This window comes from Ferribacterium limneticum (genome assembly GCF_020510585.1).
Classification (GTDB): domain Bacteria; phylum Pseudomonadota; class Gammaproteobacteria; order Burkholderiales; family Rhodocyclaceae; genus Azonexus.
Map to the genome: position 1 here is coordinate 2,070,120 of NZ_CP075190.1, position 22,448 is coordinate 2,092,567.

Annotated in this window: 28 protein-coding genes; 17 read left to right on the forward strand and 11 right to left on the reverse strand. The window is 59.7% G+C overall.

Annotation, left to right across the window (positions count from 1 at the left end):
• Window positions 1-81: 81 nt before the first annotated feature.
• From cysE to KI613_RS10230, 15 genes are all read left to right on the forward strand, one after another.
• Complete coding sequence (gene cysE / locus KI613_RS10160; protein WP_226405452.1) at window positions 82-837, forward strand: serine O-acetyltransferase; 756 nt, start codon at window positions 82-84, stop codon at window positions 835-837.
• Between the two features lie 57 nt (window positions 838-894).
• A complete protein-coding gene (gene iscR, locus KI613_RS10165) occupies window positions 895-1,395 on the forward strand; it encodes a Fe-S cluster assembly transcriptional regulator IscR (RefSeq protein ID WP_226405453.1) in 501 nt (166 codons plus the stop codon).
• A gap of 7 nt (window positions 1,396-1,402) precedes the next feature.
• The gene (locus KI613_RS10170) at window positions 1,403-2,557 is read left to right on the forward strand and encodes a cysteine desulfurase family protein (RefSeq protein WP_226405454.1); all 1,155 of its coding nucleotides are present in this window, start codon (window positions 1,403-1,405) and stop codon (window positions 2,555-2,557) included.
• Between the two features lie 41 nt (window positions 2,558-2,598).
• Window positions 2,599-3,810: an IscS subfamily cysteine desulfurase gene (locus tag KI613_RS10175; protein WP_226405455.1), complete on the forward strand. Its 1,212-nt coding sequence runs from the start codon at window positions 2,599-2,601 to the stop codon at window positions 3,808-3,810.
• A 21-nt stretch (window positions 3,811-3,831) separates the two neighbouring features.
• Window positions 3,832-4,215, forward strand: coding sequence for a Fe-S cluster assembly scaffold IscU (gene iscU / locus KI613_RS10180; protein WP_226405456.1), 384 nt, complete (start codon window positions 3,832-3,834; stop codon window positions 4,213-4,215).
• A 2-nt stretch (window positions 4,216-4,217) separates the two neighbouring features.
• Window positions 4,218-4,541, forward strand: a complete 324-nt coding sequence (iscA, locus tag KI613_RS10185) for an iron-sulfur cluster assembly protein IscA (RefSeq protein ID WP_226405457.1) — start codon at window positions 4,218-4,220, stop codon at window positions 4,539-4,541.
• The gene (gene hscB, locus KI613_RS10190) at window positions 4,541-5,065 is read left to right on the forward strand and encodes a Fe-S protein assembly co-chaperone HscB (RefSeq protein WP_226405458.1); all 525 of its coding nucleotides are present in this window, start codon (window positions 4,541-4,543) and stop codon (window positions 5,063-5,065) included. Before iscA ends, hscB begins: the two co-directional genes overlap by 1 nt.
• Before the next feature lie 2 nt (window positions 5,066-5,067).
• Window positions 5,068-6,948, forward strand: coding sequence for a Fe-S protein assembly chaperone HscA (gene hscA, locus KI613_RS10195; RefSeq protein WP_226405459.1), 1,881 nt, complete (start codon window positions 5,068-5,070; stop codon window positions 6,946-6,948).
• Window positions 6,945-7,289: an ISC system 2Fe-2S type ferredoxin gene (gene fdx / locus KI613_RS10200; RefSeq protein ID WP_226405460.1), complete on the forward strand. Its 345-nt coding sequence runs from the start codon at window positions 6,945-6,947 to the stop codon at window positions 7,287-7,289. The genes hscA and fdx overlap by 4 nt, the downstream gene beginning before the upstream one ends.
• Entirely contained in the window at window positions 7,286-7,480 is a 195-nt protein-coding gene (iscX, locus tag KI613_RS10205; RefSeq protein ID WP_226405461.1) for a Fe-S cluster assembly protein IscX, read from the forward strand. Before fdx ends, iscX begins: the two co-directional genes overlap by 4 nt.
• 74 nt (window positions 7,481-7,554) lie before the next feature.
• Window positions 7,555-7,767: a YkgJ family cysteine cluster protein gene (locus KI613_RS10210; RefSeq protein WP_264178803.1), complete on the forward strand. Its 213-nt coding sequence runs from the start codon at window positions 7,555-7,557 to the stop codon at window positions 7,765-7,767.
• Between the two features lie 28 nt (window positions 7,768-7,795).
• Window positions 7,796-8,023: a VF530 family protein gene (locus KI613_RS10215; RefSeq protein ID WP_226405464.1), complete on the forward strand. Its 228-nt coding sequence runs from the start codon at window positions 7,796-7,798 to the stop codon at window positions 8,021-8,023.
• The gene (locus KI613_RS10220) at window positions 8,020-8,217 is read left to right on the forward strand and encodes a hypothetical protein (RefSeq protein WP_226405465.1); all 198 of its coding nucleotides are present in this window, start codon (window positions 8,020-8,022) and stop codon (window positions 8,215-8,217) included. The genes KI613_RS10215 and KI613_RS10220 overlap by 4 nt, the downstream gene beginning before the upstream one ends.
• A 3-nt stretch (window positions 8,218-8,220) precedes the next feature.
• A complete protein-coding gene (locus tag KI613_RS10225) occupies window positions 8,221-8,475 on the forward strand; it encodes a hypothetical protein (RefSeq protein ID WP_226405467.1) in 255 nt (84 codons plus the stop codon).
• Between the two features lie 6 nt (window positions 8,476-8,481).
• Complete coding sequence (locus KI613_RS10230; RefSeq protein WP_226405468.1) at window positions 8,482-10,203, forward strand: SulP family inorganic anion transporter; 1,722 nt, start codon at window positions 8,482-8,484, stop codon at window positions 10,201-10,203.
• A 9-nt stretch (window positions 10,204-10,212) separates the two neighbouring features.
• On the opposite strand, the gene serB is transcribed toward KI613_RS10230, so the two are convergent.
• From serB to mfd, 5 genes are all read right to left on the reverse strand, one after another.
• A complete protein-coding gene (gene serB, locus KI613_RS10235) occupies window positions 10,213-11,058 on the reverse strand; it encodes a phosphoserine phosphatase SerB (RefSeq protein WP_226405470.1) in 846 nt (281 codons plus the stop codon).
• 178 nt (window positions 11,059-11,236) lie between these two features.
• Window positions 11,237-11,470 (reverse strand): hypothetical protein, encoded by a 234-nt coding sequence (locus tag KI613_RS10240; RefSeq protein ID WP_226405472.1) that lies wholly within the window; start codon window positions 11,468-11,470, stop codon window positions 11,237-11,239.
• A 28-nt stretch (window positions 11,471-11,498) separates the two neighbouring features.
• On the reverse strand, window positions 11,499-11,822 hold the full coding sequence (locus KI613_RS10245; protein WP_226405474.1) for a DUF167 domain-containing protein: 324 nt from the start codon (window positions 11,820-11,822) through the stop codon (window positions 11,499-11,501).
• Between the two features lie 184 nt (window positions 11,823-12,006).
• Window positions 12,007-13,080, reverse strand: coding sequence for a 3-deoxy-7-phosphoheptulonate synthase (locus KI613_RS10250; RefSeq protein ID WP_226405475.1), 1,074 nt, complete (start codon window positions 13,078-13,080; stop codon window positions 12,007-12,009).
• 2 nt (window positions 13,081-13,082) lie between these two features.
• Entirely contained in the window at window positions 13,083-16,505 is a 3,423-nt protein-coding gene (gene mfd / locus KI613_RS10255; protein WP_226405476.1) for a transcription-repair coupling factor, read from the reverse strand.
• A 202-nt stretch (window positions 16,506-16,707) separates the two neighbouring features.
• Between mfd and KI613_RS10260 the strand changes: the two genes are divergently transcribed.
• Complete coding sequence (locus tag KI613_RS10260; RefSeq protein WP_226405477.1) at window positions 16,708-17,403, forward strand: Hcp family type VI secretion system effector; 696 nt, start codon at window positions 16,708-16,710, stop codon at window positions 17,401-17,403.
• A 246-nt stretch (window positions 17,404-17,649) separates the two neighbouring features.
• Window positions 17,650-17,883, forward strand: coding sequence for a hypothetical protein (locus tag KI613_RS10265; RefSeq protein ID WP_226405478.1), 234 nt, complete (start codon window positions 17,650-17,652; stop codon window positions 17,881-17,883).
• Here the strand turns inward: KI613_RS10265 and KI613_RS10270 are convergent.
• The 6 genes from KI613_RS10270 to KI613_RS10295 all read right to left on the reverse strand — a co-directional run bounded on the left by KI613_RS10270 (window position 17,852) and on the right by KI613_RS10295 (window position 22,440).
• Window positions 17,852-18,067 (reverse strand): hypothetical protein, encoded by a 216-nt coding sequence (locus tag KI613_RS10270; RefSeq protein WP_226405479.1) that lies wholly within the window; start codon window positions 18,065-18,067, stop codon window positions 17,852-17,854. The genes KI613_RS10265 and KI613_RS10270 overlap by 32 nt on opposite strands.
• Window positions 18,068-18,147: 80 nt before the next feature.
• On the reverse strand, window positions 18,148-18,741 hold the full coding sequence (locus KI613_RS10275; RefSeq protein WP_226405480.1) for a hypothetical protein: 594 nt from the start codon (window positions 18,739-18,741) through the stop codon (window positions 18,148-18,150).
• The gene (amrS, locus tag KI613_RS10280) at window positions 18,738-19,832 is read right to left on the reverse strand and encodes an AmmeMemoRadiSam system radical SAM enzyme (protein ID WP_226405481.1); all 1,095 of its coding nucleotides are present in this window, start codon (window positions 19,830-19,832) and stop codon (window positions 18,738-18,740) included. Before amrS ends, KI613_RS10275 begins: the two co-directional genes overlap by 4 nt.
• On the reverse strand, window positions 19,829-20,377 hold the full coding sequence (gene amrA / locus KI613_RS10285) for an AmmeMemoRadiSam system protein A (RefSeq protein ID WP_226405482.1): 549 nt from the start codon (window positions 20,375-20,377) through the stop codon (window positions 19,829-19,831). Before amrA ends, amrS begins: the two co-directional genes overlap by 4 nt.
• Window positions 20,370-21,173: an AmmeMemoRadiSam system protein B gene (gene amrB, locus KI613_RS10290; RefSeq protein WP_226405483.1), complete on the reverse strand. Its 804-nt coding sequence runs from the start codon at window positions 21,171-21,173 to the stop codon at window positions 20,370-20,372. The genes amrA and amrB overlap by 8 nt, the downstream gene beginning before the upstream one ends.
• Before the next feature lie 10 nt (window positions 21,174-21,183).
• Entirely contained in the window at window positions 21,184-22,440 is a 1,257-nt protein-coding gene (locus KI613_RS10295) for an MgtC/SapB family protein (protein ID WP_226405484.1), read from the reverse strand.
• Window positions 22,441-22,448 lie beyond the last annotated feature (8 nt).

Genomic DNA, 22,448 nt, shown 5'->3' on the forward strand with positions numbered 1-22,448 from the left:
CGCCGCCCGTGGGGAAAATAGCTGACAAATTCAGTCGAGTATTCTAAAATCGCTCTCCATTCAACAGGGAGATCAGGTTTCATGTTCCGGTATTTGCGTGAGGACATCCGTTCGGTCTTTGATCGTGATCCGGCCGCCCGCTCATTCTGGGAGGTGCTCACTTGCTACCCTGGGATACATTCCCTGATCATGCATCGCCTGGCACACTGGCTATGGGGGCATCGCCTTCGCTGGCTGGGCCGCTTCACTGCCCACTTGTCGCGAATGCTGACTGGTATCGAAATTCATCCGGGGGCAACCATCGGACGCCGCTTCTTCATTGATCATGGTATGGGGGTGGTGGTTGGCGAAACCGCTGTGATTGGTGATGACGTCACGCTCTACCATGGCGTTACGCTCGGTGGCACCTCATGGAACAAGGGCAAGCGTCACCCGACCTTGGAAAATAATGTGGTTATTGGGGCTGGAGCCAAGGTGCTTGGACCCATCACCATTGGGGCTGGAGCCAAGGTCGGCTCCAATGCCGTTGTCACCAAGCCTGTGCCAGCAGGGGCGACTGCAGTAGGGAACCCTGCGCGGATTCTTGACAACAACGAGCAAACCCGCCAGCGCGAGGCTCAGGCCGAAAAGCTGGGCTTTTCAGCCTATGCTGTGGGGCGCGATCAGGATGATCCGCTGGCCAAGGCAATTCATGCGTTGCTGGATCATGCTGCTGAGACTGATCGACGGCTGGCCTCATTGGTCAAGGAGCTCGATGCCCAAGGCGTCAAGTGTGATCAAGAAGTGGATCAGTCCGATGCATTTGATCCAAAATACCTGAGTAAAATAGTTGACTAATTTTGTCTGGATTGGATATAGTTGACTGCAGTACTAGGTTATTAATAGGGGTTCGGAATGCGTTTGACAACTAAAGGACGTTTTGCCGTAACGGCCATGATGGACCTTGCCATGCGTGGTGAGGGCGGGCCGGTAGCGCTGGCCAGTATTAGCGAGCGGCAGGGAATATCGCTGTCCTATCTGGAGCAGTTGTTCGGCAAATTGCGTCGTCACAAGCTGGTCGATAGCGTGCGTGGCCCCGGTGGCGGTTATTGTATAGCCCGACCTTTCGATCAGGTTGCGGTGGCAGACATCATTCGGGCAGTCGATGAGCAACTCGATGCTACCCAGTGTGGCGGTCGCGAGAACTGTCATGACGAACACCGTTGTATGACGCATGACCTGTGGTCGACGCTGAATGCCAAAATGTTCGACTACCTTGCTTCCGTAACGCTTGCAGAGCTTGTTGGTCGTGAAAAAGAAAAACGCGGTATGGGCACGATAGTGCTTGAGGACAAACGCCTTGGCCCGCAACCCCGGGCTCGTAGTGGCCGTGACAAGATGCCAGCTATTGCCTGAGAGAACCATGTTCAGGCCCGTTTATCTAGACCACAACGCCACAACACAGCTTGATCCGACGGTGCTGGTAGCGATGTTGCCTTGGCTTGACAGCCGGTTTGGCAATGCGTCGAGCCTCCACGAATACGGGCGACAGGCACGACAGGCTATAGATGAGGCACGCCAGAAAGTCGCTGCAGCAGCCAATGCACATCCGACTGAGGTGGTTTTTACCAGTGGGGGCAGTGAAGCCAACAACCTGTTCCTGAAGGGGGCCGCAGCCTGCCTTAAGCCTGGTTTGCTTGCCGTCAGTGCCGTCGAGCACCCTTGCGTACTCAAGCCGGCAGCTCAATTAGCCAGGCAGGGCTGGGAACTCAGGCATCTTGCGGTCGACGGCGCTGGAAGGGTAAAAATCGAAGACTATGCCGAGGTATTGCTCGACAAGCCGAAGCTGCTGTCGATCATGCTCGCCAATAATGAAACCGGCGTTATTCAGGATGTTGCTGCACTGGCGAATGCCGCCAGCGGCACGGGGGCATGGTTTCATAGTGATGCCGTACAGGCCTTGGGTAAATTGGCTATCGATTTCCGTGCGCTCAATGCTGCCGGTGTCCATGCCATGACTTTGTCGGCGCACAAGGCTGGCGGTCCCAAAGGCGCAGCAGCCCTTATTCTCGACAAGCGCGTCGAATTGCAGCCATTGATTGCCGGCGGCGGTCATGAACGCGGACTGCGCTCTGGCACCGAAAATGTCCCGGCGATCGTTGGGTTTGGTGTTGCTGCGGAACTTGCCGCTGCTCGCGTTGCCGAACTACCAGTTCGCATGCGGGCTATGCAGTTGAAGCTGGAGTCTGGGCTGGTCGGATTGGGCGCTCGAATTTTCGCGACGGACGCGAGACGCTTGCCGAATACCAGCTATTTCGCTTTCCCGAATATTGATGGCGAAACCTTGGTCGGCAAGCTGGACCGCGAAGGATTTGCTGTGGCCAGTGGTGCGGCATGTTCCAGCGCCAATCCGGAGCCATCACATGTCTTGCGCGCCATGGGCTTCGCCCCTGATGTCGCCCGCGGTGCTGTGCGAGTAAGCTTGGGCACTGCAAATACGGAAGCAGAGATTGAACAATTTATCAACGCCTTGCAGGTGACAGTCGGACGACTGCAAGGACTGACAGCTGTCAACTGAATAGATGGCTGCCTGAACAACCCGACTTAGCGAGAATGACGATGAAACTCCCCATTTACCTGGATTACTCGGCAACTACCCCAGTCGACCCGCGTGTCGCTGAAAAAATGATTCCCTACCTGTGCGAGCATTTCGGCAATCCCGCTTCGCGCTCGCACAGCTTCGGCTGGGTGGCTGATGCGGCAGTCGAAGAGGCTCGCGAGCAGGTGGCTGCACTGGTCAATGCTGATCCCAAGGAAATCGTCTGGACCTCCGGTGCGACTGAGTCCAACAATCTCGCCATCAAGGGGGCTGCCAATTTCTACGCCGGCACCAAGGGCAAGCACATCATCACGGTGAAGACGGAGCACAAGGCAGTGCTCGACACTGTGCGCGAAATGGAGCGGCAAGGATTCGAGGCGACTTATCTCGATGTCAAGGAAGACGGTCTGCTCGACCTGGAAGTCTTTAAGGCCGCCATTCGGCCGGATACCGTCCTTGCCTCCGTGATGTTCGTCAATAACGAAGTCGGTGTGATCCAGCCGATTGCCGAACTGGGTGAGGTTTGCCGCGAGAAGGGGGTGGTTTTTCACGTCGATGCTGCCCAGGCCACTGGCAAGGTGGATATTGACCTGAGTAAGCTCAAGGTCGACCTGATGAGCTTCTGTGCTCACAAGACCTACGGTCCGAAAGGCATTGGTGCACTGTATGTTCGCCGCAAGCCGCGTATTCGTCTCGAGGCCCAAATGCACGGCGGTGGTCACGAGCGTGGCTTCCGCTCGGGCACACTGCCGACGCATCAGATCGTCGGTATGGGCGAGTGCTTCCGTCTGGCCCGTGAGGAAATGGCCGAAGAGAACAAGCGTATCGGTGCCTTGCGTGACAAATTGCTGAAAGGTTTGCAGGATATCGAGGAAACCTTTGTCAATGGCGACCTCGTACAACGGGTGGCGCACAATCTGAACATCAGCTTTGCCTATGTCGAGGGCGAATCGATGATCATGGCCATCAAGGATCTGGCTGTCTCTTCCGGCTCGGCCTGTACCTCAGCTAGTCTGGAGCCGTCCTATGTGTTGCGCGCCCTGGGGCGTGATGATGAATTGGCCCATAGCTCTATCCGTTTTAGCATCGGTCGCTTTACGACAGAAGAAGAAATAGACTATGCAATCAAATTATTGCATACGAAAGTTGGTAAATTACGTGAGCTTTCTCCGTTGTGGGAAATGTTCAAGGACGGCATTGACCTGAGTACCGTTCAATGGGCTGCACACTAAAGAAATTCAAGGAGAAACAGCATGAGCTACAGCATAAAAGTCATTGATCATTATGAGAATCCGCGCAACGTTGGTTCCTTCGGCAAGGAAGATGATGACGTAGGTACCGGCATGGTCGGCGCACCGGCCTGCGGTGACGTCATGAAACTGCAGATCAAGGTGAACAAGGCAGGCGTGATCGAGGATGCCAAGTTCAAAACCTACGGTTGCGGTTCGGCCATCGCATCGTCTTCTCTGGTGACCGAGTGGGTCAAAGGCAAGACGGTCGATCAGGCCTTGTCGATCAAAAACACGGAAATTGCCGAAGAATTGGCCTTGCCGCCGGTTAAAATTCACTGTTCAATTCTGGCCGAGGATGCCATCAAGGCAGCTGTGGCCGATTACAAGAAAAAGCACGGAGAATAAGCATGGGCGTCACCTTGAGCGATAAGGCGGCAACACACGTCGCCAACTTCCTGGCAAAGCGCGGCAAAGGCATTGGCCTGCGTCTCGGCGTGCGGACCAGCGGCTGTTCCGGCATGGCGTACAAGCTGGAATTTGTCGACGAGGTGAATCCCGATGACATGGTGTTTGAACACAATGGCGTCAAGGTCATTGTCGATGCCAAGAGCCTGCCTTATCTGGATGGAATGGAGCTGGACTTCGCTCGCGAGGGCTTGAACGAAGGGTTCAAATTCAACAATCCGAACGTCAAGGATCAGTGCGGTTGCGGCGAATCCTTTAACGTCTAATGGATTTCCGAGCCGACCATTTCTCCCTGTTTGGGTTGAATCCGGGCTTCCGGCTCGATTTATCTGACCTGGATTCACGCTATCGCGATATTCAGGCACAGGTGCATCCCGATCGGTTCGCCAACGCTGGTGATGCCGATCGGCGCCTGTCGATGCAGTGGGCTACGCATGCCAATGAAGCCTACCAGACGCTGAAAAAGCCGCTGGAGCGAGCCAAGTACATGCTTCATCTGGCTGGCCACGACATTCAGGCGGAGAGCAATACCGCCATGCCCACCGATTTTTTGATGGAGCAAATGGAATGGCGCGAAGCGGTGATGGAGGCTCGCGATGGTGGTGATCACCACGAACTGGAGCGCCTACATAACCGTCTGCGTGGTGACATTAATGCGCGTTATCAGGAACTTGGTGAGCTATTCGAGCTGAGCGAGCTTGCGCTGGCCACGGACCGTGTTCGTCGGCTGATGTTCCTGGAAAAACTTTTGTACGAAATCGACGACGCGCTGGCGTCGCTGGAAGAATAAAAATGGCCCTGTTTCAAATTGCCGAGCCTGGTGAGTCGGCCGCCCCTCATGAACACAAACTTGCCATCGGCATCGACCTTGGTACGACCAACTCTTTGGTTGCTACGGTTCGTAGTGGAATGGCTGTCTGCCTTAACGATGAGCAGGGACGTCCGTTGCTGCCGTCGGTAGTCCGTTACCATGCCGACAACAGCACGGAGGTCGGTTTTGACGCCCAGACCAAACAGGCGATTGATCCGCGCAACACCATCGTTTCGGTCAAACGCTTCATGGGGCGCGGGTTGAAGGATATTGCCCACGTTGAATCGATGCCTTACGACTTCATAGAAGCGCCCGGCATGGTCAAGGTCAGGACGATCGCCGGTATCAAAAGCCCTGTAGAAGTCTCGGCTGAAGTGTTGAAAAGTCTCAAGGTGCGTGCCGAGATAGCGCTTGGTGGCGATCTGGTCGGGGCTGTGATTACCGTGCCGGCCTATTTTGACGATGCACAGCGCCAAGCCACGAAGGATGCGGCGCGTCTGGCCGGCCTCAATGTCCTGCGCCTGCTCAACGAGCCGACTGCTGCAGCCATCGCCTATGGCCTGGATAACGCTGCCGAAGGGGTCTATGCGGTCTATGACCTTGGTGGCGGCACATTCGATATCTCCATTCTCAAACTGACCAAGGGTGTTTTTGAAGTCATGTCCACTGGAGGGGATTCGGCGCTGGGCGGGGATGACTTTGACCACCGCATCTTCTGTTGGGTTATTGAACAAGCCAAGCTGCAGCCTTTGTCGCCGGAAGATGGCCGTCATTTGATGATGCGTTGCCGCGAGGCCAAGGAATACCTGACCAACAACCCGGAAGCGCAGATCACGGTCCGCCTGACCTCGGGCGAAATGGTCGACATCAAGCTTGATGTGCCAACCTTCGCGGCGATTGCCCAGACGCTAATCTCCAAGACCCTGCAGCCGGTCAAGAAGGCGCTTCGTGACGCCGGCTTGCGCGTTGAGGACATCAAGGGTGTGGTCATGGTCGGTGGCTCGACGCGCATGCCGCAGGTGCAGAAGGCCGTGGGCGATTTTTTCCGCCAGGATCCGTTGACCAATCTCGATCCGGACAAGGTCGTTGCCCTCGGCGCGGCGACCCAGGCCAACCTGTTGGTCGGCAACAAGACCGGCAAGGACGACTGGCTGCTGCTTGACGTCATTCCGCTGTCGCTTGGCCTGGAAACGATGGGCGGCCTGACCGAAAAGGTGATTCCGCGCAATTCCACCATTCCGACGGCACGGGGCCAGGAATTCACGACATTCAAGGATGGCCAGACGGCGATGGCGATTCACGTTGTGCAAGGTGAGCGGGAACTGGTGAGCGACTGCCGTTCGCTGGCGCGCTTCGAACTGCGCGGCATTCCGCCGATGGTGGCCGGTGCGGCGCGTATCCGCGTGACGTTTCAGGTCGATGCCGACGGCCTGCTGTCGGTAGCGGCGCGTGAACAGACGACTGGCATCGAGTCCAGCGTGACCGTCAAGCCGTCCTACGGCCTGACGGATGACGAGATCGCCGGCATGCTCAAGGATTCGATGGAACACGCCAAGGACGATGCAATGAGTCGTGCCCTCAAGGAGGCGCAGGTCGAAGCGCAGCGAATGATCGAGGCTACCGAAGCCGCGATGATGGAAGATCCGCATCTGTTGAATGAGGCTGAGAACGCCAAAATCGTCGCTACCATCACCAAGCTGCGCGAAACCATCGCTGGCGAGAATCGCCGTCTGATCAATATCGCCATGGACGACCTGGGTTTCGAGACGCAGGCCTTTGCCCATCGCCGCATGGACCAAAGTATCAAGAAGGTGTTGGCCGGCCGCAACGTTGACGACATCAAAATGGGAGAAGACGCATGACGCAATTGATCGTCCTGCCACATCTTGAACTTTGCCCGGATGGCGCCGTCATTGAAGCGGAAGAGGGTAAATCGATTTGTGAGAATCTGTTGGCCAACGAGATCGAACTCGATCATGCCTGCGAAATGTCTTGTGCCTGCACCACCTGCCACGTCATCGTGCGCGATGGCTTCGACTCGTTGGAGCCGGCTGAAGACATCGAAGAAGATCTCCTCGACAAGGCCTGGGGCCTGGAACCCAATTCGCGCCTCGGTTGCCAGGCAATCGTACGGTCAACGCCAATAACAGTCGAAATTCCGAAATACAGCATCAACATGGCGAAGGAGGGGCATCGCAAATGAAATGGACCGACATCAACGATATCGCCATCGAGCTGACCGATACCCACCCGGACAAGGATCCGCTGACAGTCAATTTCGTCGATCTGCGTGACTGGGTGATGGCTTTGCCCGGTTTTAGCGACGACCCTAAACACTGCGGTGAAAAGATTCTCGAAGCGATCCAGCAGGCGTGGATCGACGAGGTCGCGTAATCCTGGCTGTCGAATCGCCCTCCATTACCTGCGAGCAATGCGCGGCGTGTTGCTGCCAGCTTGAAGTCATGTTGATGGACGGAGATGATGTACCTCGCCGTTTTTCCACACAGGATGATTGGGGTGGCTGGGTCATGCGGCGCCTCGATGATGGCTGGTGTGCAGCGCTTGATCGTGACACCATGCGTTGCACCATTTATGATCGCCGACCCGATAATTGCCGGGTGTTTGAAATGGGCGACAGCGATTGCCAGCGCGAACGGCAACTTTTCTACGCCCCAGCCTGAGTTTTCCTCTAACCAAACGTTGCCACCCATGTCAGAAAAGCAAGCCAACAATCCACTACACGGCCTGACCTTGGAGATGATTCTTAATCGGCTGGTGGCCAGGTATGGATGGGCCGAACTGGGTCAGATCATCGATATTCGCTGCTTCAACCTCGATCCAAGCATTGCTTCCAGCCTGAAGTTCCTGCGTCGCACGCCTTGGGCGCGGGAAAAGGTTGAGGCGCTCTACGTTTCTACTGAATTTCACCTGCCATGACTTACGAAGAACATCTCGACGAAGTAACGACACTCATCACCGAAAAATACGACATCGCGGACGATGCGGCGATAAAAATGGTGATGCGCGCCCAGGCCGACGATTTTTTTACCGGCCATGACGACGATGAATCGATCTGCACGCTGGATCGCGCCCATCTCGATGCCAAGGCTATTTTCAAAAAGTACAAGTAAGTCATGCGCTCGACTCGTGCCACCGCTGCCGTCGCTCGCTTGAATCAACGCAGTGCGGACCGCCATTTTGTCATGGTGATTACCAGCAACAGCCTGTTTGTCTTGCGCGAGCGGGTTGACGGTGTCGATAAGGAAATTTCCGAGCCGCTGGCGCTGGACGATTTTGTTCGATTTGTAAACGCGCAAGGGCCGCAGCTCGTGCCGCGCGTTACCAAGAACGACGCTGCTTTCGCCCGTCAACTGGTCAAGAAAACCTGAAACGGCATGGCTAGGCTGATCCCGGGTTGGCTGGCCCATTACCCGAAGGACAAGCTGGGCGCGGATATCGCTGCCGGCCTCATTGTTACCATCCTGGTCATTCCGCAGAGTCTGGCCTACGCGCTTCTGGCCGGCCTGCCACCGCAACTCGGCTTGTATGTCAGCATCTTCCCGGTGATTGCCTACGCGCTGCTCGGTAGCAGCATGGTGCAGGCCGTCGGGCCGGTGGCCATTACCGCGATCATGACCTATTCAGTCTTGAGTCCGATCGCGCCGCCAGGTTCGTCGCTCTACATCATGCTGGCTGCTTCTTTGTCGCTGCTTTCCGGTCTGATGCTGCTGGCCTGCGGCGCGCTGCGCCTGGGTTTCCTGTCGCAACTACTCAGCCGGCCGGTGATCAGCGGCTTCATTTCGGGTTCGGCCGTGTTGATCATCATCAGCCAACTGAAATACCTGACCGGCGTCGTGCCGCAGGGAGGGCACAGTGGTGAGTTGCTGCTCGATCTGATGCAGAAACTGCCACAGGCGCATCTTCCGACGCTGACCATTGGGCTGCTCGCCTTCGGCATCCTTGCCATTGTTCGCCTGGCACTGGCCGACTGGCTGGTCAGGGCCGGTCTGAGCAAGGCACGGGCCGATTTCATCGTGCGCGTCATGCCGCTGGTCGTCGTCATTGTCGGCACGCTGGCCGTTATCGAATCCAATCTTGACCGCGGGCAGGGCGTAGCGGTCGTTGGTTCTGTGGTGGCGGGCCTGCCCGGCTTTACCTTCTTCGTTCCCAGCCTCGACACCCTGCGTCGCCTGCTGTTGCCGGCCTTCGTGATGATGCTGATCGGCATGGTGCAGAGCATCACCATGGCCCAGGCGCTGGCCATCAAGCGGCGTGAGCGGATCGATCCGAATGCCGAACTGGTTGGCCTCGGCGCGGCCAATGTCGTGGCGGGGTTTTACGGGGGCATGCCGGTTGGCGGTGGCCTGTCCCGTTCGGCGATCAATGTCGCGGCTGGTGCTCAGACGCCGCTGGCCAGCATTCTGTCGGCACTCGCCATGATCGGTGTCGTGGCTGGTGCGGCACAGTGGTTCGAGCGCCTGCCGCTGGCCGTGCTGGCAGCCAGCATCATGATGGCGGCAATCTCGATGATTGACCTGAAGGCGCTCCGCCAGGCCTGGTCCTACGACCGGGCCGATGCGCTGGCGTTGCTGTGCACAGCCGGTGGCGTATTGCTCTTTGGCTTGGAGGCGGGGATCGGCATGGGTATCGTGTTGTCGATGGCGACCTTGTTGTTTCGCACCAGCGTCCCGCATATCGCTGTCGTCGGGCGGGTGCCCGGGACCGAGCATTTCCGCAACGTTGCGCGCTACAAGGTCGAGACGCTACCCGGCGTACTTTTCGTCCGCATTGACGAGCGACTGTTCTTCGGCAACCTGGGCGCCGTCGAGCAGCGCCTGAATCAGGAACTGGAGCGGGTGGCTGAGGCGCACGACCTGGTGCTGGTGATGAGTGGCGTTAACCTGCTCGACACCACGGCGGTCGAGGTGTTCGGCGAACTTAATCAGGATCTTGCCGAGCGTGGCATCAAGTTGCATCTGGCCGAGGTCAAAGGGCCGGTGCAGGACAGGCTGATGAAATCTTCGCTGTGGAAAGCACTGACTGGCGAGGTCTTCCTGTCGGCCTATGCCGCCTACGAAAAGCTGGCGCCACCCGAGGTGTGGTGTCCGGAAATATAGGCGCTGCTCTTACGCTTCGTCGAACAGCTGGAGCAGTGCGTCGAGACCGCCGAAATTGATCGCCACATCGGCTTTGGCGCGGGTTGCCGGCTTGGCGCGGTAGGCCACCGAGAGACCGGCCTGGGCCATCATCAGCAGGTCGTTGGCGCCGTCGCCGCAGGCGATGACCTGTTCCCTGGTCAAACCCAGTTCATTGGTCAGGCGGGTAATGTGCTGCGCCTTGGCCGCGGCATCGACGATGTCGCCGACGACACGACCAGTCAGCTTGCCACCGGAAATTTCCAGCTCGTTCGAGGTGGCGAAATCGAAACCGAGTTCGATGCGCAGGCGCTCGGTGAAATAGGTGAAGCCGCCCGACAGGATGGCGGTGCGCAAGCCGGCGTTCTGTGCCGCTTCGAGCAGTTCGCGGGCGCCCGGTGAGAGCAGCAGGCGTTCGCCGAAAACACGAGCCAGGACGCGGGCATCCAGCCCGGCGAGCAGGGCCAGTCGGCGGCGGAGGCTTTCGCGGTAATCGATTTCGCCGCGCATGGCGGCTTCGGTCACGGTCGAAACTTCTTTTTTCTTGCCGGCAAAATCGGCCAGTTCATCAATGCATTCGATGGTGATCAGCGTTGAATCCATGTCGAAGCAGATCAGGCCATAGTCGGAAAGCTTCCTGTTCGCCGGAAAGAATGCCCAGTCCAGTTTTTCGGCCTCGATGAGCGGGATCAGCGCATCAAAGTCGGCTGTGCGTGTCGCTTTTTTCAGGCGAACGACCTGGGGGGGCAGGGGTTCGACGGCAGATGCGCCGGTGGCAGCCACGATGCGCTCAAGCAGGAAGGTGGGCAGGGCGCCGCCCTGGACGATCAGGTTCATGGTTCAGGTTCGGAAGTCGGATTGCAGGAATTCTGGTGCCGGCAGCGTCGCGATGATGGTCGCTTTACCGGTACGGAACGGCATTCTATTCGCCGATGAGGCAGGAGACCAGCGAATCAGCGAGTTCCGGGCTGATTGTGTGGCCGTTCCGATCTGGGGCACGGCAGACGTTCCCCGGCTAGTCCTTGCTCGCCGGAAAGAGCGCCTTGCGCAGATTGAACAGGTAACTGCCTGCGCCGACCAGACCGGCAGCAATCCCGAGCACAATTTTCAGGTCATGCTCCATGAGCGAATCAGGCGCAAACAGAATCCACCAGGCGGCGACCAGCAGGCCGATCAGCAGTCCCCGCAGGTAGATCCAGCGGCGAACGGAGGGATGGACGGTTGTCGGAGCTTCAGATTGAGTATTCATGGTCAAAATGTCGTGTGAGAAAACCGGGTTAGAGGTCGAGTGACAGATTCTCGTGTGCCAGATGTCTGGCGATCACCGCCGGTAGATTCTGCGGCGAGCGGATGCGCAACTGCTTGTTGATATTGTAGCGACCGAAGACAACCTCAATGTCGGTTATCGTGACGCCAAACTCACCCGCCAGGAAGCGCACCATGTGGTCCGTTGCCCGTCCGGCGACCGGTGTCGCGGTGACGCTGACTTGCAATTGCTTGCCTTTCGGCTTGCCAATCGAATCACGCTTGGCATTCGGTTCGCCGAGAATATTGAGAACCAGAACCTGACCATCCATGGCGCAAAAGGAATCGAGCGCCATGCCTTTTTCACTGCCAGGGGGAATGTGACGGGGTTTTCTGGTTTTTGGCTTCAAGTTTCTGTGTCGGACGATTTCAATTTTGGCCGAAATTTCCGGTTGACCGTGGCAAATCTTCAGGCGTCATACCGCGTTACTCCAGGCCGATTTGTCCAATGACATCTCGGCCTGCTATCCCCGGGAAATTTCAGGAAAGGCGTTCCGGCAGCACGTCGCGGAGCAGGATGGCGGCGTCGCGGATCATCTTTTCGGTAGTCGCCCAATCGACGCAGCCATCGGTGACCGAGCAACCGTACTTAAGTTGGCTAAGGTCGGCCGGAATCGACTGGTTGCCGGCTTCGATGTTGGATTCGATCATCACGCCGAGCAGCGATTTGTTGCCGAGGCGGACCTGGTTGACGATGTCGGCCATGACCAGCGGTTGCAGTTCCGGTTTCTTAAAGCTGTTGGCGTGCGAGCAGTCGACAACGATGTTGTGCGGCAGCTTGGCCTTGTCCAGCGCCTGTTCGACCATGGCGATGGAAACGGTATCGTAGTTCGGGCGGCCATCGCCGCCGCGCAGCACGATGTGGCCGTAGCCGTTGCCCTTGGTGCGGACGACGGCAACCCGGCCCTGGCTGGTCAGACCGAGGAAGGAGTGTGGCTTGGAGGCGGAGAGGATGGCGTTGACGGCAACGCCGAGGTCGCCGCTGGTACCGTTCTTGAAGCCAACCGGGGTGGACAGTCCCGATGACATCTCGCGGTGGGTCTGCGATTCGGTGGTGCGGGCGCCGATGGCGGTCCACGTGATGAGGTCGCCGTAGTATTGCGGCGAGTTCGGGTCGAGCGCCTCGGTGCCCGTCGGTACGCCGAGTTCGGCAACCTGGAGCAGGAATTCGCGGGCCTTGGCCATGCCGATATCGATGCGGAAGCTGTCGTCCATGAACGGGTCGTTGATGTAACCCTTCCAGCCAACCGTGGTGCGCGGTTTTTCGAAATAGACGCGCATGATCAGTTGCAGCGTGTCGCCGACTTCTTCAGACAGCTTTTTCAGGCGGCGGGCATAGTCTAGGCCGGCCACCGGGTCGTGGATGGAGCACGGGCCGACCACCACGAACAGGCGATGGTCCTTGCGATCCAGGATGTTGCGCAGTACATGCCGACCATGGGTAACCGTCTTGGCAGCTTTCTCGGAAAGCGGCAGGCGGGCGTGGATTTCTTCCGGCGTCGGCATTTCGTCGAAGGCGGTGACGTTGATATTGTCGATGTGATGTGTGGTCATGGTCATTTGCTCAGCTGGCGAATCATGTCTTTCACCGCAACGACCTTGTCGTTCAAGGTCGGGCAGTGGCGTAAAAGGGAAAGTTTATCCTGTCCTGCCAGCTTATAGCTGCGGTCTTTTTGAATCAAATTGATTATCTTGATCGGCTCGATTGGCGGGTTTTTCGAGAACTCGGGACTGAACTGGATGGTGATCTGGTCGTTGGTCGCGTCGAGCTTCTGGATGAGCAGCGGTTTGACTAGCAGACGCAGGCGGTGCGTGGCGAGTAGCGACTGCGCCTGAAGCGGCAGTTCGCCGAAGCGGTCGATCAGTTCTTCCTGGAGCGTGTCGATTTCCTCGGTGCTTTCACCGTTGGCCAGGCGTTTGTAGAGGGTCAGGCGTTCGTGCACGTCCGGGCAGTAAGCGTCGGGCAGAAGGGCCGGGGTACGCAGGTTGATCTCGGTGCCGATACCCAGCGGCTGGGTCAGGTCGACCGCGGCCAGATGCTTGCCCTGCTTGAGGGCAGCGACTGCACGGTTGAGCATGTCGGCATACATGTTGAAGCCGACTTCCTGCATTTCGCCGGACTGGTTGTCGCCGAGTACCTCGCCGGCGCCGCGGATTTCCAGATCGTGCATGGCGAGGAAGAAGCCGGAGCCGAGTTCTTCCATGGCCTGGATGGCTTCAAGACGCATCCTGGCCTGCTTGGTCAGTGCCTTGTCGTCCTGGACGAGCAGATAGGCGTAGGCCTGGTGGTGCGAACGGCCGACCCGGCCGCGCAACTGGTGCAACTGGGCGAGACCGAACTTCTCGGAACGGTTGATCAGGATGGTATTGGCATGCGGATTGTCGATGCCGGTTTCGATGATGGTCGTGCACAGCAACACGTTGGCGCGCTGGCCGGTGAAGTCGCGCATGACGCGCTCCAGTTCGCGCTCGTTCATTTGGCCGTGGCCGATGACGATGCGCGCTTCCGGCACCAGCTTGGCCAGCTTTTCCTGCATGTTGTTGATGGTGTCGACCTCGTTGTGCAGGAAGTACACCTGGCCACCGCGCTTGAGTTCGCGCAGGACGGCTTCGCGGATGATGCCGTCGGAGAAATTGCTGACGAAAGTCTTGATGGCCAGGCGCTTTTGCGGCGCAGTGGCGATGACCGAGAAGTCGCGCAGGCCTTCCATCGACATCGCCAGCGTGCGCGGAATCGGCGTTGCAGTCAGGGTCAGGACATCGACCTCGGCGCGCATCGACTTCAGCGTTTCCTTCTGGCGTACGCCGAAACGGTGTTCCTCGTCGATGACGACGAGGCCGAGGCGCTTGAATTTGACGTCCTTGCCGATCAGCTTGTGCGTGCCGATGATGATGTCGATCTTGCCTTCGGCCAGTTCCTGCAAGGCTTGCGCCGATTCCTTGGCGGTCTTGAAGCGGGAAATTTCGGCGATTTTGACCGGCCAGTCGGCGAAGCGGTCGGCGAAGGTCTGGTAATGCTGTTCGCAGAGCAGGGTGGTTGGGCACAGCACGGCGACCTGCTTGCCACCGGCGACGGCGCAGAAGGCGGCACGCAAGGCGACTTCGGTCTTGCCGAAGCCGACGTCGCCGCACACCAGGCGGTCCATCGGCTTGCCGGAGCGCATGTCGTCGATGACAGCAGCGATGGCGGTAGCCTGATCGTTGGTTTCCTCGAAGCCGAAACCATCGGCAAAGGCTTCGTAATCGGTTTCCTTGAAGTCGAAGGCATGGCCCTCGCGGGCAGCGCGGGCGGCATACAGCGCGAGTAGTTCGGCCGCGGTGTCATGCGCCTGCTCGGCGGCCTTGCGCTTGGCTTTTTCCCACTGGCCGGAACCGAGCGTGTGGAGCGGGGCGCTTTCCGGGTCGGAGCCGGAGTAGCGCGAGATGACGTGCAACTGGGCAACAGGGACGAACAGCTTGGCCTCGTTGGCGTAATGCAGTTCGAGGAACTCCTGCTCGCCGAGGCCGAGGTCCATGCGAACCAGGCCCTGATAGCGGCCGATGCCATGGCTTTCATGGACGACCGGATCGCCGACCTTGAGTTCGGTGAGGTCTTTCAGCCAGTTGTCGAAGGTGGCTTTTTTCTGCGCTTCGCGCCGGGTGCGCCGCGGACTGCCGGCAAACAACTCGGTTTCGGTGATGAAGGCGAGCTTTTCCAGGGCAAAGCCGGCCTGCAAGGGGCCGATGCCGAGAGCTAGTTGCGCCTTGCCAGTGAGGAAGGCAGGCAGGTCGGCAACGGCTTCGGGCTTCAGGCCATGCTCGGCGAACATCGCCGCCAGGGTTTCGCGGCGGCCAGCCGTTTCGGCGACCAGCAAGACCCGGCCGGCAAAGCCGGCGAGATGATTTTTCAGGGCGCCGAGGGGCGCCTCGCTTCTGCGGTCAACGGCAATATTGGGCAGTTTTCCTGAAGCATTTTCATTTTTTGCCTCAAATGCCAGTCGACCGTAGGATTTGGCCGCCGTGAAGAAGGCTTCGTCCGACAGGAAGAGTTCATCGGGCGGCAGCAATGGACGGGATTTGTCGCCCTGCAGCATGTTGTAGCGCGAACGGGTGTCGTTCCAGAAGGCGGCGATGGCGGCCGGCGCATCGCCGTGGGTGACGAAGACAGCGTCTTTGGGCAGGTAGTCGAAGATGCTCGCCGTTTCGTCGAAGAACAGGGGCAGGTAGTACTCGATGCCGGCGCTGGCGATGCCGGTCGAAATATCCTTGTAGATGCCTGACTTGGCCGGGTCGCCCTCGAAGCGTTCGCGGAAGCACTGGCGGAAATGGGTGCGGCCCTTGTCGTCCATCGGGAATTCGCGGGCCGGCAGCAGGCGGACTTCGGGCACCGGATAGACGGTGCGCTGGGTATCGACATCGAAAGTTTTGATGCTTTCGATTTCATCGTCGAACAGGTCAAGCCGGTAGGGCAGTTGCGAGCCCATCGGGAAGAGGTCGATCAGGCCGCCGCGAATCGAGTATTCGCCGGGCGAGACGACCTGAGTGACGTGAGCGTAGCCGGCCAGCGTGACCTGGCTGCGGAATTTCTCGGCGTCGAGTTTCTGGCCCTTCTTGAAGGCGAAGGTGTAGGCGGCGAGGAAAGCCGGCGGTGCAATCCGGTAAACAGCCGTCGAGGCCGGCACGAGCAGGATGTCGATTTCGCCCTGGGTAGCGGCCCACAAGGTGGCCAGCCGTTCGGAGACGAGATCCTGGTGCGGGGAAAAATGGTCGTAAGGCAGCGTTTCCCAGTCCGGCAGTAGACGGACGCGCAGCGTCGGTCCGAACCATGGGATTTCATCAAGCAGTCGCTGGGCATCGGCCGCGCTGGCGGTGACGACGGCGAGCAGTTTCCCGGGGTGACGCACGGCGATTTCGGCCAGAGCCAGGGCGTCGGCGGAACCGGCCAATAGCGGCAGGTCGATGCGGTTACCGGCCTTGGGCAGGGCAGAAAGGGGGAGCAAAAACTGGGGAGCGGACACTCGGGGGAAGGCAGCGTTACGGGGCAGGAATTATAGCGTTATACGCCCCCGACGATTTCGTGGCAGCGCTTGTATTCATGTCTGCCCTGATTACAATGACGTTGCGATAATTCCATGTAGTTTTCCTTTATCGCCGCTACGTACTTGGCGCAACTGCGTTTACTCAAGTCCATTCGGAGGTCACATGAACACCGACTCAAAACCCCAGCGTTTCCTGTTTCCCGCTCTTGCCTGCATTGTCTTGCTGGCCAGCAGTTTGCCGGCAAGCGCGGCCAACGAATATTTTCTTAAATTCGATGGCATCGATGGCAGTAGCGTTCAGAAAGGCCACGAAAAAGCCATTGAATTCGAGTCGTTTAGCTGGGGGGTTTCGATCACCCCCAGTCGCCCCGGCGCTGGTACTGGCAAGCCGTCGTTCTCGGACTTTTCGTGGTTCCAGGATATGGATGTCAGTTCAACCGCGCTGTTCGGTGCGGTCGGAGATACGATCAAGACGGCTGTCGTTGATTTTACGTCGGCCATTGGCGGGCAAAACCAAACCTATTTCCGCATGAGCTTTGATAACGTCTTCATCACCAGTCTCACCTATTCCGGGAGTAGTGGCAGTCTTGTTGGACTCGCCGGCAGTTTCGCCTACGACAAGGTGACGCTGGACTACTGGGCGCAGGATCCCAAGACTGGAAAGCTGATTAAATCGCCGTCGGCATCTTACGATCTGACCAACAACGAAGGGTCGCTGCCGGCGGTCTCGGCTTTGTTTGCCCAAGGCCTTGCCGGGCCGCAGATTGCCGCTGTGCCGGAGCCGGAAACCTATGCGATGTTGCTGGTTGGTTTGGGCCTTCTGGGGGGCGTTGCCCGTCGTCGGCGCGCCACGGTTTGAACGTGTTTTGAATCGTGATGAGGCGGCGAGTTTTCGTCGCCTCCCCGGAAATTTGGCTGTTTTGACGCCAGAAATGGCTATACGGCGTCCGGATGGATCACCACTCACGGTCTATGAAAATGACATTAACGTACTCTGGGGTGTTACTATGCGGGCCGAATTTTTAATTCCGGGTCGCCCCCCTTCGCCTCAGCGACCTGACAGAAGCTGTCCGAGCAGGGATGGCGAACAAAAAAACGGACCACCATGAACGACTCCAACTTGAACCATGAACGCCGCAAGCGGGACGAGCGGCGCCGAGCAGACAGCGGCGCGCCGACAGGGATTGGCGAGCGGCGGATCAATATCGAACGCCGCCTGTTCAATCTGGGTGCCGATAGTGGCAAGGCCTGGCTGAGCAAGCCGGTGCCCGATCGGGCGTGGAACGCCACGCCCCTGTCAGCAGACGTCAGTGCATCGGGTAAGTTGTTGGCTGGCTAGCCGCCAGCGCTTGCAGACTACTTTCTTCACTGATGCCGCTTGATTCGGTGAAATAGCCGCATAAAGGGCATTCGAAGCCGGGCGGGCAGTCATGTTCGCGGGCGCATTCGGCTTGGGTTTCATCGGTCAGAACCATTTGGCGAACCGCTTCACAGCGAGCGAGGGGGGAGTCGAAGAAGGACATCGGAGTCTCCTGAATTGTTGTTTACATACTCAGTCTAGTCGCGATGCGGCCAATTGCCATCGCCGTGATAAATCTCACGGTCAACCGGAAAAAAGGCCCAAAAACCAAGTCGCGGCCGGGGCGGCCGGATCTTCGCCGATTTCCACAAGCTGCATGGCGTGGACGCCGCCAAGGTGTGATGCCGCGCGCTGGTAGGCCGTTTTGCCGATGAGGTCATCGGCGTCGAACAGCATGAGCAGCGGCGCGACGAGAAGTTTGAGGGCCTGAGCGCCGGCCCGGTCGATCAGTCCGCCGTGGCAGGCGATGGCCTTGACCAGCGTGTCGCGCTGGGCAGCGGCACGGATGGCGGCGGGGGCGACGTCTCCGCTGGTGAAAATGGCCAGTGGCAAGGCCTCCATGTCGCCGTCCTTGCGGGTCATGTCGAGGATGTCGATCAGACGCTGGGTCAGGCGCGGGACATTTTGCGTGGCATCGGCGAATTGCACTTCCTGGGCGGTGAGCAGTTCCATGGTCAAAGTGGCGCAGCCGAATTCGGCGAAGCACGATGAAATGGCTGCGTCTTCCGCCGCATGGTGGGCACGGGCGATCAGGATCAGGCCGCAGGGGGTGTCGGGAAACGCTAGATGGCCGTGCAGCGAGCCATGCGGGGTTTGCAGGGTGATGAAACGGTTCATTCGGATAGGCGGACAGCGATGCGGTTGGGGCCGAAAGCTTTGCCATCTCGGCCGAGCACTTTGCCGAAGCGGCCGGCGATGGTGGTCGAGCAGTATGGGCAACGGCCTTCCGGCGTCAGGTCGTAGCGCTGGATGTCGTACCAGTCGCGGACGATCAGCGCGGCGTGGCAACTTGGGCAGAAGGTGGTGCCGCCCTCCGGGTCGTGCACGTTGCCGGTATAAACGTGGTGCAGCCCGGCGTCGAGCGCGATACGGCGGGCCTGGATGAGCGTCGCTGGCGGCGTCGGCGGGATGTCACCCATCTTCCAGTCGGGGTGGAAGGCGGAGAAATGCAGCGGTACATCCGGCCCGAGTTCGCGGGCGACCCAAGTGGCCAGTTCATTGATTTCCGGCGCGCTGTCGTTCTGGCCGGGGATGAGCAGGGTGGTGATTTCCAGCCAGCAGTCGGTTTCGTGGTGGATGTAGGCCAAGGTGTCGAGTACCGGCTGCAGGTGGCCAACGCAGAGTTTGTGATAAAAACTCTCGGTAAATGCCTTGAGGTCGACATTGGCAGCATCCATGACGGCGAACAGCTCGCGGGCCGGTTCCGGATGAATGTAGCCGGCGGTGACGGCGACGTTGCGGATGCCCTGCTCGCGGCAGGCGAGTGCCGTGTCGATGGCGTACTCGGCGAAGATCACCGGATCGTTGTAGGTGTAGGCCACCGCGTCGGCACCGTAGCGGCGGGCGGCTGCGGCAATCATCTGCGGGCTGGCCGCGTCCATCAGGCGGTCCATGTCCTTCGACTTCGATATGTCCCAGTTCTGGCAGAACTTGCAGGCCAGATTGCAGCCGGCCGTGCCGAAGGAAAGGATGCTGCTGCCGGGATAAAAGTGGTTGAGCGGCTTTTTCTCGACCGGGTCAAGGCAGAAGCCCGACGAGCGGCCGTAGGTCGTCAACTGCATGGCGCCATTGACCATCTGGCGGACGAAGCAGGCGCCGCGCTGGCCTTCGTGCAACTGGCAGTCGCGCGGACAGAGGTCGCACTGGACACGACCGTCGGGCAGAGCGTGCCACCAGCGGCCGGGGAACAGGGATTCGGCTGGATTCATGGTGTTGCCTCCTTCCATTTCTTGACTGTGTAGCGTTCGAGGTGGACATCGGAGCCCCAGTAATTGGCCGGCAGCCCGGCCTTTTGCTTGAGGTGGGCCATGAAGCTGGCCGGACCGGGCAATTGTTCCCAGACCTGCGGCAGAAAAGTCGAACGGCGATGGCCGGCGGTGAAGATCACGCCGTCGATCTCTGGGCGAAGCTGGGCCAGGGCATCAGCCTCGCTGGTAAAAAATATCGGCTCGGCCGGCGTCAGCAGCGAGACCTCGACCCGGGTAATCGGCAGTTCGCCGGCCGTCAGCGGCTCGAAGCGCGTGTCGCGAAAGGCGGCGGCGATGGCGTTTTCCTGAACGTCCTGCGCCAGCGGTCGCCAGGCTTCGAGGCTGCCGATGCAGCCGCGCAGGTCGCCATGCTGGGTCAGCGTGACGAAGGTGGCGCCGTGTTTGTGCAATTCCGGGCAGTCGTCGGCCGGGCTTTGCGCCTGGCCAAGGCGGGCGGCGATGGCATTGCGGGCCAGTATCAGCAGGGTTGTGCCGAGCTCAGACATGATGGTCGGCCTCGGTGAACGAAAAGGCGGCGTAACCGACGACGCGGTCTTTGTCGCCGGCAGTATCACCGGAATTGCACAGGCCGAGCAGTGTCGGCGTCAGGCCGCGCTGGTGGGCGGCGAGCAGCAGGCCGTTGATCGGATAGGCACCGCAGGCTTGTTCCGGGTGGATGCGGGTATCGAACTGGGCGATATGGCGACAGGTGTCGCTATCGACCCGCTGGGCGGAGGCGTAGGGCAGGAAGTGCGAGAGGTCGGAGCTGACGACGATCAGCGTTTCCGGTCCGCCCCACAGCCGGTCGAGAACTTCGGCCACGGCCTCCGGCGAGGCGTGTCCGACGGCCAGCGGGACGAGCGTGAAATGCTCGAGCACGCGCTGCAGGAAGGGCAGGTGCACCTCCAGCGAATGCTCGAAGGCGTGGACGTGATCGCTGAAAACGATCTGCGGCAGGTTGGCGATGGCGGCGATGGCCTGGGCGTCGAGCCGGATGGTGCCGAGCGGCGTCGAAAACGCCTCGGACTCGGGCAGGGCGATGCCATCTACGCCAACCCGGTGGGTCGGGCCGAGCAGGATCACCCGATGGATCGTCGTCGCCCACGGCGCCAGCGTGGCGTAGGCCGTGGCCGCTGTCGAGCCGGAGTAGACGTAGCCGGCGTGCGGCACGATCAGCGCCTTGGGCTGGCCGTCCGGGGCCGCGTTGGCGTTGGCGAGCAGTTGATCTACGGTGTTCGAGAGCAGGCCGGGGTCGCCGGGATAGAAGGCGCCGGCGACGGCGGGAGGACGTGTGTTGATCATGGTCGACTCCTCAAATTATCATCAGCCCGGCCGCCATGCCGCCGCCGATGGCGAACAGGCCGGGCAGGGCGTGGCGGGCCAGCTTGCCACCGCCAATGCTGACAACCAGCCCGATCTTGAAGACCAGGTTGGCAAGCAGCGCCAAGGTGACGGCAATGACCGCATCGCCGCTGACCACCTTGTCCAGGTTGAACATGCGCAAGGTGGACAGGACGCTGGCGTCGGCATCGGTCAGGCCCGACACCAGGGCGACGATGTACAGGCCGCTGCTCCCGGCAATGTCTTGCAGCCAGGCCGAGGCGAGCAGCACGACGGCGTATAACAGGCCGAAGGAAATGGCCGTGCGCATTTCGGTCGGGTTCTTGACTTCCGGCATGGGCAGCGGGCCGGCGTCGCTGAGCACCTTCCAGCCATACAGCGACATTGCCACGCCGGGCACGATGCCGCAGGCGAAAACGATGGCGATCGGCGTCGCCAGGCCGGGCGCCACGACGCTGGCAACCAGCCACAGGCGGATCATCACCATGACGTTGGCGATCAGGATGACGATGGCCGACATGTGGGTCAGGTGGGCGTGGTCGCGGGCGTGGCGGGAGAACATCATGGTGGTTGCGGTCGACGAGGCCAGACCACCGAAAATGCCGAGCAGCGCCGCGCCATGGCGGGCGCCGACGATGCGCAAGGCGAGGTAGCCAGAGAGCGCGAGGCCGGAGATCAGCACAACCATGTACCAGACCTGGCGCGGGTTGATCGCGTTGTACGGCCCGAAATCCTCGCTCGGCAAAATGGGCAGGATGACCAGCGAGAGCACGGCAAATTGCAGGATGGAGTTGATGTCCTTGGGCGTCGTCCGTTCGCTGAACTGGCGCAGTTCGGCCTTGAAATACAGCAGCACGGTGGTCGTGATGGCCAGCATGACGGCCAGCGTCGAGTAGCCGAACCAGACGGCGGCGCCCAGGCCATAGGTGATGATGATGGCCGCCTCGGAGGTGAAGCCGCGATACTGTTCTTCCTGCTGGGCGGAAAAATTCGAGGCGACCATGCTGCCCGAGATGACGAGCAGCCCGGTCACCAGCAACCAGGGACCGCCGGTTTTCTCGCCGAGCAGCGCAAACAGGCAGCCGAGCATGGCTACCAAAGCAAAGGTGCGCAGGCCGGCCGAGGCGTCCGGACGCCGTTCGCGTTCCATGCCGATGAGCAGGCCGATGCCGAGTGCGGTGGCAAAAGCCTCGACGGGGGCAGCCAGTTCCGGGACCACGAAGGTCATACGAATCC